The 12,842-nt window shown below is 69.2% G+C and carries 14 protein-coding genes and 1 riboswitch; of the genes, 3 read left to right on the forward strand and 11 right to left on the reverse strand.

Annotated elements, in window-relative coordinates:
- Nucleotides 1–8: 8 nt before the first annotated feature.
- From serA to BOSE46_RS20135, 10 genes are all read right to left on the reverse strand, one after another.
- Entirely contained in the window at nt 9–1,253 is a 1,245-nt protein-coding gene (serA, locus tag BOSE46_RS20090; RefSeq protein ID WP_236551822.1) for a phosphoglycerate dehydrogenase, read from the reverse strand.
- 44 nt (nt 1,254–1,297) lie between these two features.
- Nucleotides 1,298–1,385, reverse strand: a riboswitch (ZMP/ZTP riboswitch).
- 58 nt (nt 1,386–1,443) lie between these two features.
- A complete protein-coding gene (locus BOSE46_RS20095; protein ID WP_159542099.1) occupies nt 1,444–2,370 on the reverse strand; it encodes a nucleoside hydrolase in 927 nt (308 codons plus the stop codon).
- A 3-nt stretch (nt 2,371–2,373) separates the two neighbouring features.
- Complete coding sequence (locus BOSE46_RS20100; protein WP_159542101.1) at nt 2,374–2,805, reverse strand: PaaI family thioesterase; 432 nt, start codon at nt 2,803–2,805, stop codon at nt 2,374–2,376.
- Between the two features lie 14 nt (nt 2,806–2,819).
- Nucleotides 2,820–3,296 carry a DUF4396 domain-containing protein gene (locus BOSE46_RS20105; RefSeq protein ID WP_159542103.1) on the reverse strand — a complete coding sequence of 159 codons (477 nt, stop codon included), beginning with the start codon at nt 3,294–3,296 and terminating at the stop codon, nt 2,820–2,822.
- On the reverse strand, nt 3,293–5,551 hold the full coding sequence (locus BOSE46_RS20110; protein WP_159542105.1) for a cation-translocating P-type ATPase: 2,259 nt from the start codon (nt 5,549–5,551) through the stop codon (nt 3,293–3,295). The genes BOSE46_RS20105 and BOSE46_RS20110 overlap by 4 nt, the downstream gene beginning before the upstream one ends.
- A 1-nt stretch (nt 5,552) precedes the next feature.
- The gene (locus BOSE46_RS20115) at nt 5,553–6,491 is read right to left on the reverse strand and encodes a hypothetical protein (RefSeq protein ID WP_159542107.1); all 939 of its coding nucleotides are present in this window, start codon (nt 6,489–6,491) and stop codon (nt 5,553–5,555) included.
- Nucleotides 6,488–6,694, reverse strand: coding sequence for a heavy-metal-associated domain-containing protein (locus BOSE46_RS20120; RefSeq protein ID WP_159542109.1), 207 nt, complete (start codon nt 6,692–6,694; stop codon nt 6,488–6,490). The genes BOSE46_RS20115 and BOSE46_RS20120 overlap by 4 nt, the downstream gene beginning before the upstream one ends.
- A gap of 26 nt (nt 6,695–6,720) precedes the next feature.
- Nucleotides 6,721–7,020 (reverse strand): metal-sensitive transcriptional regulator, encoded by a 300-nt coding sequence (locus BOSE46_RS20125; protein ID WP_159542119.1) that lies wholly within the window; start codon nt 7,018–7,020, stop codon nt 6,721–6,723.
- Nucleotides 7,021–7,235: 215 nt separating this feature from the next.
- Nucleotides 7,236–7,859, reverse strand: a complete 624-nt coding sequence (locus tag BOSE46_RS20130; RefSeq protein ID WP_159542121.1) for a TetR/AcrR family transcriptional regulator — start codon at nt 7,857–7,859, stop codon at nt 7,236–7,238.
- Nucleotides 7,860–7,926: 67 nt separating this feature from the next.
- Nucleotides 7,927–8,913: an NAD-dependent epimerase/dehydratase family protein gene (locus BOSE46_RS20135; RefSeq protein WP_159542123.1), complete on the reverse strand. Its 987-nt coding sequence runs from the start codon at nt 8,911–8,913 to the stop codon at nt 7,927–7,929.
- 72 nt (nt 8,914–8,985) lie between these two features.
- On the opposite strand from BOSE46_RS20135, the gene BOSE46_RS20140 reads away from it, so the two are divergent.
- From BOSE46_RS20140 to BOSE46_RS20150, 3 genes are read left to right on the forward strand one after another with little or no spacing between them, the layout of a single operon-like run.
- Nucleotides 8,986–9,732 (forward strand): DUF4184 family protein, encoded by a 747-nt coding sequence (locus BOSE46_RS20140; protein ID WP_159542125.1) that lies wholly within the window; start codon nt 8,986–8,988, stop codon nt 9,730–9,732.
- A gap of 10 nt (nt 9,733–9,742) precedes the next feature.
- Nucleotides 9,743–10,054, forward strand: a complete 312-nt coding sequence (locus tag BOSE46_RS20145; protein WP_159542127.1) for a YbaY family lipoprotein — start codon at nt 9,743–9,745, stop codon at nt 10,052–10,054.
- A complete protein-coding gene (locus tag BOSE46_RS20150; protein ID WP_159542129.1) occupies nt 10,051–12,057 on the forward strand; it encodes an ABC transporter ATP-binding protein in 2,007 nt (668 codons plus the stop codon). The genes BOSE46_RS20145 and BOSE46_RS20150 overlap by 4 nt, the downstream gene beginning before the upstream one ends.
- Before the next feature lie 106 nt (nt 12,058–12,163).
- Here the strand turns inward: BOSE46_RS20150 and BOSE46_RS20155 are convergent, their stop codons facing one another.
- The gene (locus tag BOSE46_RS20155; protein WP_159542131.1) at nt 12,164–12,832 is read right to left on the reverse strand and encodes a hypothetical protein; all 669 of its coding nucleotides are present in this window, start codon (nt 12,830–12,832) and stop codon (nt 12,164–12,166) included.
- Nucleotides 12,833–12,842 lie beyond the last annotated feature (10 nt).

Genomic DNA, 12,842 nt, shown 5'->3' on the forward strand with positions numbered 1-12,842 from the left:
CGTCTGGATCAGCTCAGCTGGCGAAGGCGTACGGTCTCGGGCAGGCCGGCGAGCTCCTTGAGCACGTCGGGACCGACCTCGGCAGCCACGTCGGTCAGCACGTAACCCAGCTCGCCACGCGTCGACAGCGACTGCGCCTCGATGTTGACCTCGTGCTCACCCAGCAGGCCGTTGATCCGGGCCAGCACACCCGGGTGGTTGCGGTGCACCAGCGCCAGCCGGTGCTTCGTCGCGTCGGACGGCAGGTTGATCTCCGGCAGGTTGACGCTGAGCGAGGTGCCACCGGCCGAGGCGTACGAGCGCAGCTTGGAGGCCACGAACCGGCCGATGTCCTGCTGCGCCTCCTCGGTGGAGCCGCCGACGTGCGGCGTGAGGATCACGTTGGGCAGGCCGCGCAGGTCCGACTCGAACGGGTCACCCTGGCGCTTGGGCTCGACCGGGAAGACGTCGAGGGCGGCGCCGGCGATGTGGCCCGACTCGATGTGCTGGCGCAGGGCCGCGGTGTCGACCGCGATGCCGCGCGACAGGTTGAGGAACAGCGAGCGCGGCTTCATCTGCGCCATCTCCTCGGCACCGAACAGGCCGGCGTTGCCGGGACGGCCGTCGACGTGCAGCGTCACGACGTCGGAGATCTGCAGCAGCTCCTCGATCGTCGAGCACCGCTTGGCGTTGCCGAGGGCGAGCTTGTCGTCGATGTCGTAGAACACGACCTTGAAGCCCAGCGCCTCGGCGATCACCGAGAGCTGGCTGCCGATGTTGCCGTAGCCGACGATGCCGAGCGTACGGCCGCGGACCTCGTGGCTGCCGGCGGCGGACTTGTTCCACACGCCGTTGTGCATGTCGGTCGACTTCTCGTGCAACCGGCGGGCGAGCGAGATGATCTCGGCGATCGCGAGCTCCACGACGCTGCGGGTGTTGGAGTAGGGCGCGTTGAACACCGCGATGCCGCGCTCGGTCGCCGCGGGCAGGTCGATCTGGTTGGTGCCGATGCAGAACGCGCCGATCGCGATCAGGTCGGGGGCGGCGTCGAGGACCTTCTCGGTGATGTACGTCGTCGAGCGGATCCCGAGCAGGTGCACACCCTGGATCGCCTCGATCAGCTCGTCCTCGCCGAGCGCACCGTCGCGCGTCTCGACCTGGTAGCCCTTGCCACGCAGGAAGTCGGCGCCATCGATGTGGATGTTCTCGAGCAGCAGGACGCGTACGTCCTCGTCGCCCAGCAGCGAGGTCGGGAAAGGATCAGTGGTCGTCATGGTCATCATCATCTCTGTTGCCTCCAGTCAGCAATGCACGGCTGACGTGGGGCCCAGGCGAACGGTCCCGATGTCCGGTGTTGCAGTCGCTCCCCGGTGGTACCCACCTCAACGCCAGTCGCGACCGACTGCCTCGAGTCTACCGTGTACCCGCCGGCGCCTCGTCACCATGCATGTCTGCTGAGACGACTCAGAGTCCCGTCAGCGACTCGAGCAGCAGACCGAAGAATCGCTCCGCGTCGGGATCCGTGGCCACGTGGACGGCGCCGGCCGGGTCGAAGGCGATGTCGGTACGCCCGCGGGTCGGCGAGTCGCCGGTGTGGACCCGTATGGTTGCGGGCCTCAGCGTGACCAAGGTCGGGTCGACGAGGTAGGCGACGGTCAGCGCGTCGTGCACGGGCGCCGCGGCTCGACCCTCCATCGCCGGCAGCGTGCGGTAGCGCTCGATGCGCTGCTCGATGAAGTCGGCCGCGACACCGGCCGCTGCACCGCCGGCTTTGCGTAGGGTGGCGCACTGTTCGGATGTGACGATCGTGCGATAGGTGGCGTCCAGTGGCACGAGCACCAGCCGTTCGAAGCCGGCATCCAGGACGACCTGCGCTGCCTCGGGGTCGTAGCCGACGTTCGTCTCGATGTCGGGCAGCAGGCCGCCTCGTTCGGTGACACCACCCATGATGACGATCTCCTCGACTGCGTCCAGGAAGGCCGGATCCTCAGCCACTGCGGCGGCGACGTTGGACAGCGATCCGGTCGGCACGAGGGTGAACCGCTGGGTCGCGGCACGGGCCGTCTCGATGAGCCACCCGACGGCGTCACGGTCCTCAAGGGGAGCTGTCGCCGGCGGGATCGGCAGGGTGTCGGGCTCTGTGCTGCCGATGGCCGCGGGCGCGCCCGGTGGTGGTGCGACCGGTGCGCTGCGCCCGGCGTACACGGGCACCTCGCTGCGGCCGATCAGGTCGAGTGTGCGGCGGGAGTTGTCCGCGGTGTGCTCGACGGCATGGTTGCCCCAGACGGCGGTCACCGCCATCAGGTCGAGCTCTGGTCTCGTCGCCGCGAGCATGATCGCGATGGCGTCGTCAGTCCCGGTGTCGCAGTCGAGGATCACGCGCCGTGCCACGGCCTACTCCGCGGGCGTCGACCCGATGAAGTTGGCGAGCATCTCGGGCGGCATCTGCTGGTCGAGGTTGGCCAGCCGGACCTGGCCCTGGGCGATGAGCCGGCCGTCCTGGTCGACCGAGTCGAGGTGCCACAGCTGCTGGCTCCGACCTCGGTGGATCGGTGTCGCGGTCGTGGTGATCGTGTCGCCGACCTTGGCCTGGCGGAGGAAGTCCGTCGAGTTGTTGGTGCCCACCACGATGCCCTTGTCGCCCAGCCAGATCTGCCCGGCGATGCTGGCAGTCGACTCGTGCACCGCACAGTACGCGCCGCCGTGCGGGATGCCGAACGGCTGCATGTGCTGCTCGCCGATCGTGAAGCGCACGACGACCTTGTCGGCGTTGGTCTCCAGGTGCTCGACACCGAGCAGGCCGTCCAGGCCGGGGATCTGGGTCATAGGGCGAGCCTAGGTCAGTGGTAGTCGTGCATGACGGCGTGGCCCTTGCCGCGGCCGATCAGCCAGCGGTTGACCGGAACGGTCACGAGGAACGCGATCACGAGGGAGAACGCGAGGCTGGCCCAGAACAGGACGCTGCCGAGACCGGCGTCCATCGCGCCGGGCACCGCCACGAGCACGGTGTTGTCGATCAGCTCCATCGTCAGGATCGAGAGCGTGTCGGCCGCGAGCGCCACCTTGATCGCGCCGGCGAACGGGATGCCCGCCGCGAGGACCGGCCGGATCGTCAGCGCGTAGCCGAAGAAGAACGCGAGGACGATCGACAGGATGATCGTGGTGACGTTGTGCAGGCCGAACGCCGTGCCGATGACCATGCCCAGGACCTCGCCGATCGCACAGCCGGTGAGGCAGTGCAGGGTCGCCGAGATCGCGCTTCGGGTTAGCTCACGACCCGTCATCGCCATGTCGTGGTGATGCTCGTGCTCGGTCATGAGGCTGCTCCCTCGTTGAGGGTCTTGAAGCCGCGGAGCCGCAGGCTGTTGGTGACGACGAAGACCGACGAGAACGCCATCGCGGCCCCGGCCAGCATGGGGTTGAGCAGGCCCGCAGCGGCCAGTGGGATGCCGACGACGTTGTAGGCGAAGGCCCAGAACAGGTTGCCCTTGATCGTGCCCAGGGTGCGGCGGGACAGCCGGATCGCGTCGGGCACGGCGAGCAGATCGCCGCGTACAAGGGTCAGGTCGGACGCCTCGATCGCGGCGTCGGTGCCGGTGCCCATCGCGAGACCGAGGTCGGACTGCGCGAGCGCGGCCGCGTCGTTGACGCCGTCGCCGACCATCGCCACGGTGCGGCCCTCGGCCTGGAGCCTGCGGATGACGTCGACCTTGTCGCCGGGTCGTACCTCCGCATGCACTTCGTCGATGCCGACGGTTGCGGCGACCGCGTGGGCGGCGCGTTCGTTGTCGCCGGTCAGCAGGACCGGGCGCAGGCCCAGCTCCCGGATCTGGCGTACGGCCTCGGCGCTCGACTCCTTGATCGTGTCGGCCACGACCAGGACGCCGCGCACGGCACCGTCCCAGCCGATGACCACGGGCGTACGTCCTTGCGCCTCGGCCTCGCCCTTGGGGCCGGCAAGATCGCCCAGTCGCTGCGACCAGTCGGCCAGGAAGGCCTCTCTGCCGATGACGACCGCCCGGCCCTCCACGACTCCGTGGACACCGAGTCCTTCGGTGTTGCTGAAGCCCTCGACCGACGGCAGCGCTCCCAGCTCGGTGCGAGCGGCGTCGGCGATGGCGCGGGCGATCGGGTGCTCCGATGCGTCCTCGAGCGCACCGGCGATGCGGAGCACCGTCGCGCGGTCCTCGCCCTCGGCGACGATCACGTCGTGCAGCGTCATGCGGCCCGTCGTCACCGTGCCGGTCTTGTCGAGCACGACGGTGTCGATCGTGCGGGTGGACTCGAGCACTTCGGGGCCCTTGATCAGGATGCCGAGCTGGGCGCCACGCCCGGTGCCGACCATCAGCGCGGTCGGTGTCGCGAGGCCCAGCGCGCACGGGCACGCGATGATCAGCACCGCCACCGCAGCGGTGAAGGCCGCCGAGGCACCCTCACCCGTGCCGAGCCAGAAGCCGAGCGTGCCGACCGCCAGCGCAATGACGATCGGGACGAAGATGCCCGAGATCGAGTCGGCCAGCCGCTGCGCCTGCGCCTTGCCGCTCTGTGCGTCCTCGACCATCCGCGCCATCTGCGCGATCTGGGTCTCCGCACCGACGCGGGTCGCCCGCACGGTCAGCCGGCCGCTCGTGTTGAGCGTGCCGCCGACGACGGCATCGCCGGCAACGACCTCAGCCGGCACGGACTCGCCCGTCACCATCGACGCGTCGACCGCAGACGTGCCGTCCTCGATCACGCCGTCGGTGGCGATCTTCTCGCCCGGACGGACGACGAACAGGTCGCCGGCATGCAGGTCCTCGGTGGGGATGCGCACCTCGGCGCCGTCACGTACGACCGACACCTCCTTGGCGCCGAGCGCGAGCAGCGCGCGCAACGCAGAGCCCGACCGCCGCTTGGCACGGGCCTCGAAATAGCGCCCAGCGAGGATGAACGTGGTGACCCCGGCGGCCGCCTCTAAGTAGATGTTGCCGCTGCCGTCCATGCGAGAGATCGTCAGCTCGAACGGGTGCTTCATGCCGGGCTCGCCCGCTGTGCCCCAGAACAACGCGTAGATCGACCAGCCGAAAGCCGCGAGCGTGCCGACCGAGATCAGCGTGTCCATCGTCGCGGCACCGTGGCGCAGGTTGGTCCATGCCGCGAGGTGGAACGGCAGGGCGGCCCAGACGACGACCGGAGCCGCGAGGGTCAGCGACAGCCACTGCCAGTTGGTGAACTGCAGCGCCGGGATCATCGCCATCGCGATAACGGGCACGGTCAGGACGATCGAGACGAGCAGGCGATCCCGCAAGGGGCGCGACGGATCGTCGTCGACCTCGGCAGGCTGCTCCGTGCTGGGTGGCTGGGGAAGCTCTGCGGTGTAGCCGGCCTTCTCGACCTCGGCGATCAGCAGCTCGGGATCGATCGGACCGGAGGCGTCGACCCGCGCCTTCTCGGTCGCGTAGTTGACCGAGGCGGTCACCCCGTCGAGCTTGTTGAGCCGCTTCTCGATGCGCATGGCGCACGACGCGCAGGTCATGCCGCCGATCGTCAGGTCGATGCGGTCGGTCGTGTTCTCCTGGTCGATGAGTGCCATGTCAGTGCTCGTGCTCGGAGTCGTCGTGGTTGTCGTCGCTGCCCGTGCCGCTCGCCGCGCCGGCGGCCTCGACGGTGAACTCGGCCGTACGCACGACACCGTCGTGCTTGAAGTCGAGGTAGAGCCGGTAGCTGCCCTCGGACGGGAACGCGGTGTGGAACGTGATGCCGGGCCCGGGCTCGGTCCTGCCGTCGCCGGGCTCGCCGTCGGGGTGGACGTGCAGGTAGGCGAGGTCGCCCTCGCGCAGGGCCACCAAGTGGCCGTACGCGGCGAGGTAGGGCTGCAGGTCGGTCACCGGCCTGCCGTCCTTGGCGACCGTCAGCGTCAGCTTGGCGTCGGCGCCGGTCACGGCATCGCCGGCGAGCGTCACGGTGTAGTCGCCGACCGTCGCCGTGCGCGAGGGCTTCGGCAGCGGCTCGGGGGTGAACTCACCGGCAACGGTCAGGTCGGCGCCGAGCGTGAGCTGCGGATCCTTGCCAGCCGGGTCGAAGTCGGCAAACGTACGCCACTGGCCGGGCTCGAGTGCGAGCTTCGCAGTCCAGGTGCCGTGCTCGTCGATCGTCGGATGGACGTGCTGAAAGCCCGTCAGGTCACGCTTGGCGACGATGAAGTGCAGCTGCTTGTCGTGCAGCGTCGCGTAGTCGGTGAGCGGGTCGCCGTCCGGACCGAGCACCCGGAAGGTCACCGCGGCATCCTTCGCCGGTTGTTGCCGGGGATCGTCGAGCACCAGGCGATAGCCACCCTGGGCGACCTGCAGACCGCCGGGAATCGTGGCGGCCGACTTGGACATGCCGGGCATGTCCGTCATCTCGTCGTCGCCGTGCTCCATCGCCGCCGGCTCGCTGTCGACCGGGCCGACGGCGTTGCCGATCGCGATGGCGGCGCCGAACACCACGCACAGCCCCGCCGCGAAGATCCCGACCTTGCCTGCACTGTTCATGCGAGCTGGTAGCCGGCTTCGGCGACGGCCTCGCGTACGGCCTCGTCGGCCACGGGCTCGGCCACGGTCGTGACGGACAGGGCGCCGGAGGCCAGGTCGACGCTGAGGTCGCTGACGCCGGGGATCGCGCCGACCTCCTCGCTGACCGAGCGGACGCAGTGCTCGCAGGTCATGCCGACGACGGTGTAGGTGCTGGTGCTCATGGGGATTCCTCTCGTGTGACGTCTGCTCAGCTGCGGACGAGGCGGGCGATGGCGTCGGAGGCCTCGCGGATCTTGGCCTCGGACTCGGCGCCACCGGCGCGTGCGGCATCGACGACGCAGTGGTTGAGGTGGTCGTCGAGCAGGCCGAGGGACACCGACTGCAGCGCCTTGGTCATCGCGGACACCTGGGTCAGGATGTCGATGCAGTACTGGTCCTCCTCGACCATCCGCTGCAGGCCTCGCGCCTGGCCCTCGATGCGGCGCAGGCGCTTGAGGTAGTCGTCCTTCTTGGCGTCGTATCCGCGCGCCTCGTGATCGTGTGCCATGCTGACTCCTCGTCCGTACCCCTAGGGGGTATGTGTTGATGATCCCGACCATATACCCCTGGGGGGTAGGACGCAAGAGGGTCCACGAGGGTGAATGACTTTCGCCTCGTCGGGTAGGCACAGGGTGTCGGCGTCGTTGAGCACACAGCGACCCGACAGCGATGCCCCACCCGCATCACCGGGGGTGGGGCATACGCACGCTTGGGCCGGCGGGGTCAGGCTTCGGTGGTGGCGCTGACCGGACCGGCGTCGACGCGTTGAGCCAGGCCGTCGAGCCACGTGTTGAGGTGACGCCGGTACCAGCCTCGGCCGGCCCACTTCTCCGGATCGGCGAACCCCGGGATGCTGTGGTCCGTCAGGTCGGTGCGGTCGGCGATCGACGCGAGCCGCGCGGCCTCCATCGACGACGTGAGCACGAGCGTACGGACGAACTCGATGGCCGCGGTGGCGTCGACGACGTCGAAGCCCTCGCGCTGCAGGGACTCGACGTGGGGCGTCATCATCGCAAGGAAGCCCGGCGACACGTTGCGCGCCCGCAGCGCGGTGACGTCATAACCGGGATAGGTGGAACAGATCGTCCAGAACGCCTCACCGAGCTGCTCCAGGTGCTCCCGCCACGGCAGGTCCGGCGACGGCCACGTCGCTGACCGAGCGACCCGGTCGAGGACCTGCACGACCAGGTCCTCCCGATCGGTGAAGTAGCGGTAGAGCCCCGAGTGGGCCACCCCGAGCCGGGCCGCGATCGAAGGCATGCTGAACGTGTCGAGTCCGTCAGCCACCACCGCATCGATGATCTGGTCGACCGTCAGGGTGCGTGGTCTTCCCGGCTTTGCGTTCATCTCTGCAGGCTACGCGCGTCCGCAGGTCACCGCCGAGTGATATTCGAAGTGGGGCCGAAGGTCCCGGTCAGGATTGGCCACGCAGCTCCGTGAGCAGGGCCAGCTCGTCCTCGCGGCTCAGTCCGGCCCTGCGCTCGCGGCCGAGCCCTCGCCCGCGCTCGTCGTCGAGCGTCGCGGCGATGGTGTCGCTCAACGGGCGACGCTCCAGGCCGTACTGCAGCGACAGCGCGTCGGACATCAGTCCCATGCCGTGATGGCTGTGCGGCAGCCACAGAGGCAACGATCGCGGGCCCATCCACTCCTCGACGTCATGGTCATGCAGCCACGACTCGTCGGCCAGCACCTGTTCGCCCGAGAAGCCCGCGACCTCAGCCGACGACGCGACGAGCTCACCCACGGTCGTACGCTCGCCGGCGCCGTGCACGACGCCGGTGAGTCCGGCCTCGGCGGAGGCGACGATCCACTCCGCCAGGTCGCGGACGTCGATGACCTGCATCGGCTGGTCCGCGACCGCCGGCACCAGCACCGGCTCGTCGCCCGCGAGCGCGAACCGGGCGACGTAGTGACCGAGCCGGTCCGAGCGGTCACCCGGACCGCCGATCAGGCCGGCTCGCACGATCAGGTGCCGGGGCAGGTGGCGTACGGCGTCCTCGCACGCGACCTTGCCCTCGCCGTACTGCTCCGGCTCGGCGGTCTCCCCGTCGAGCGGCTCGAGCACCGGCGACTCCTCGGTCAACGGTCCGCTCTGGTCGGCGTACACCGATCCGGTCGAGACGAATGTCCAATGGGCCGCGCCGTTGCCGAGTGCCGCGATCGCCGACCGCACCTGACCCGGCTGACGGGCCAGGTCGATCACCAGGTTCCACGACCGGCCACTGACCTGGTCGTACGCGCGGGGATCCGAGCGATCGGCCTGCACGAAAGCAGCCCCTGCCGGCGCATCGCCGGACTCGCCGCGGGCCAGGCACGTGACGTCGTGCCCGCGACGGAGGGCTTCGTGTGCGATCTGCCCGCCGACCCACGAGGTGCCACCAAGGACGAGTACAGAGCTCATCTCCTCAACCAACCACGCGACGACGCCTGGCGGACAGGCCTGTTCACTCCCGGCAGAACGTACGCTCGTCGCATGCCGCTGACCCTGAGCCACCCGGCGGCGGTGCTGCCGCTGCGGCGGCTCGGCCTGCCCATGGCGGCCCTGGTCATCGGCAGCATGGTGCCCGACATCCCGCTCTACCTGGGGTCGCGGCGTGGCTACACCCTCGCCCACAGCCCGGTCGGCGTCCCGACCGTCGACGTCGTCGGCGCGCTGCTGGTCGTGGCGGTCTGGTTCGCGCTGCTGCGTGACCCGCTGGTCGACCTTTCGCCGGCGGCGATCCGAAACCGCCTCGCTCCACGCGCCCGGCTGACCCGCCGCCAGTGGTTGCTCGCACCCGTCGGCGCGCTGATCGGCGCCATCACTCACGCGGGGTGGGACTCCTTCACCCACTACGACCGCTGGGGTTCCGACCACGTCGGATGGCTGCGCGCGGACCACCTCGGGATGGCCGGGCTGAAGTGGGCGCAGTACGCCTCGGGCGTGCTGGGGCTGCTCGTCGTCGCGTGGTTCGCGATCGCTCATCTGCGCTCGTTGCCCACGCTCGACGTACCTCGCCCGGACCGGGTCCTGTCGCCCGCGGCTCTGGCGGCGGTGTTCGTCGCGTCCGGGCTCACGGGTCTCGCGTCCGCCGCGGCGACGGCTTCCACCGGCCTGCAGTCCATGGCGTTCCACGGAGTCGTCAGCTCGATCATCGTCTTCGCCGTCGGCGGCGTGCTCGTGTGCGTCGCGTGGCAGGTGCGCCGCTTTCGCCGAGAGGAGTCTGTGCGCGAGGCATAGCATTCAGGACATGGCCTCCGAACACGTTCTCACCATCACCGGCACCGTCTTCTTCCGTGAACGCATCGCCGTGCCCCCGGGCGCCGTCGCCACGATCAAGCTCGTCGACACCGAAGGAGAGGTCCTGGCCGCGACCGCGATCGACGCGCCGGGCGTACCCGCCGAGTTCACCCTCAGCGTCGACCCGACTCTGGTCGCCGATCCCGCCAAGCTGCTGATCTGGGCGATGCTGCGCACCGACGTCGGCGTCTGGGGCACGACGGAGCTCGTACCGGTGGAGGGTGGCGCCACGGACGTCATGCTGACGAAGATCGACGAATGACGATGGGGGGCGGCAGGCCGGGGCCCGCCATCAGCCACATCCCCGACGATGAGCTCGGCGGCGGCCGGCCGATCCTCAAGCGCATCGCCAGGATGCTCCGGCCCTATCGGACCAAGATGGCGTACGTCGCGGTGGCCGTCGTCACGTCCGCCGCCCTGGCGTCCGTCGCACCGTTCTTCACCAAGGCGGTGTTCGACAAGGCGCTGTTCCCGACGGACGGCAGCGGGGTCGACATCGGCCTGCTGGGCTGGCTCGTCGGTGCCCTGTGCGCGATCCCCGTCGTGACGGCATTGATCGGCATCGTGCAGAACTGGCTGACGTCCACGATCGGCAACTCGGCGATGGCCGACCTCCGCAGCGACCTGTTCGCGCACCTGCAGAAGATGGAGCTCGCGTTCTTCACCGCGACCAAGACCGGAGCGATCCAGTCGCGCCTGGCCAACGACGTCGCCGGCGTACGCACGGTGCTGACCGACACCGCGACCTCGATCCTGCAGAACAGTGTGACCGTCGCGGCGGCGTTCATCTCGATGGTGATCCTGTCGTGGCAGCTGACCTTGCTGACGTTGATCGTCATGCCGCTGTTCGTCTGGATCCAGCTGCAGGTCGGCAAGCGGCGCCAGCGGCTCGCCCGCAAGACGCAGGAGTCGCTCTCGGAGATGACCGCCATCACCGAGGAGGCGCTCAGCGTCTCGGGCATCCTGCTGTCCAAGGTGTTCAACCGGGCCGACTCCGAGGTCGAGCGCTATCGCGAGGCCAACCGCAACCAGACCCGCCTCCAGGTCGAGCAGGCCATGACCGGCCGGGCGTTCTTCGCGACGGTGCAGACGTTCTTCGCGATCACACCTGCCCTGATCTATCTCGTCTCGGGCTACATGCTCAACGGCGGCACCGCGTTGACCGCCGGCACGCTCGTCGCGTTCACGACGCTGCAGGCCCGGCTGCAGATGCCGCTGCTGCAGCTCATGCGCGTGTCGCTCGACGTGCAGACGTCGCTCGCGCTGTTCCGCCGGCTGTTCGAGTACCTCGACCTTGAGCCGGCCATCACCGAGCGGCCGGGCGCCGTCGCGCTCAACCCCAAGGACCTGCGCGGCGAGATCGAGTTCCGCGACGTGCACTTCCGCTACCCCGAGCCGCGTTCACTGTCGGGCGGGTCGTCGGGCGACCGGTTCGGTGAGAGCGGCGTACGCATCGACCGTGCCGAGCCCGCACCCGAGCAGGGCTGGGCGCTCGACGGCGTCTCGCTGCGGGTCCAGCCGGGTCAGCTCGCCGCGATCGTCGGGCCGTCGGGGTCGGGCAAGACGACCATGACGTACCTCATCCCGCGGTTCTACGACGTCAGCTCCGGAGCCGTCCTGATCGACGGGACCGACGTCCGCGACCTGACGATGGGCTCGGTCGCCGATGCCGTCGGCATGGTCACGCAGGAGCCCTACCTCTTCCACGGCACGATCCGCGACAACATCGCGTACGCCAAGCCCAATGCCACCGCCGACGAGATCGAGCAGGCGGCGCGCGACGCCAACATCCACGACCGCATCGTGTCGTTCGCCGACGGCTACGAGACGATCACCGGCGAACGCGGCTATCGGCTCAGCGGCGGTGAGAAGCAGCGACTCGCGATCGCCCGCGTCCTGCTGATGGACCCTCGCATCCTGATCCTCGACGAGGCGACCTCGGCACTCGACACCGAGACCGAGCGCCTCGTGCAGGACGCGCTGGAGCGGGCGACCCACAACCGCACGACGATCGCCATCGCGCACCGGCTCTCCACGATCCACAACGCCGACGTGATCTTCGGCCTCGAGGAGGGACGCCTCGTCGAGCAGGGCACACACGACGAGCTGCTAGCGCTCGGCGGCCTCTACTCACGCCTGTACGTCGAGCAGTTCGGCTCGGGGCAGATCGAGGCGCGGTTCACCGACGGCGTCCGGTTCACGGACGGTCAGACGTACTGCGACAAGCCCGGCGCCGACGAGCGCCGAGCCGACGTCTCGTTCTAGTCGGCGGCGGTTTACCAGGAGAACCTGGTAAACCGACAGTTCACCGGGCAAATTCGCCTGAAGAAGTGGCCCGTTGCGCGGAGAAGCAGCAATAACAAGGTGGACGTCAACGTGGCAGCGCCTTGACGCCTTTCGCGTGCACCGTCGCGAGTGTCTTCTCGGCACGTGCGCGGCCGGCCCGGGAGTCTGCGTCCGAGGCGACCACCATGACATCGGCGAAGACCCCGTCGGAGCAGGTCGTCGCGCGTGCGTAGTGGTAGTCGTACTTGTCGTCGCTGCCGGACCAGGACGACACGCCGTGGACGAGCTTGGCGTTGATCGTCACCTGCATCGCGATCCACAGGTCGCAGGCCGCGTCGCCGTCCAGCAGGCCGAGCTCGTCCTCGGACATGTCGGCTGCCGCCAACACTGCAGCGAGCAACTTCCGGGGCTTCTCCTTCGCCGGTGTCGTGTCGATGACGTACGGGAGCTTCTCCGCCCACACCTGAGCACGCATGGCCCCGTACAGCACGGAGCTCGTCGCCGTCTGAGCAGGCGCATCCCCGAACTCGCACATCCACTCGGGGAAGTAGAAGTCCGCCCTGCCGGGATAGTCGACCGCGGCGTCGGCCGCGGCGTCACGTTGCTTCTGCGTCAGCAGGTCGCAAGCGACGAAGCGCTCCGGCGTACGCGGAGCCGACTTCGTGATCCTGGCCTTGGCATCGCCGTCGCCAGCACCGCACGCCGTGAGGGTTCCCAGCAGAACGAGAGCGATGCCCCCGAGAATCAATCGCATCGGACAACCC

This window comes from Aeromicrobium sp. 9AM, from assembly GCF_902506105.1.
Taxonomy (GTDB): domain Bacteria; phylum Actinomycetota; class Actinomycetes; order Propionibacteriales; family Nocardioidaceae; genus Aeromicrobium.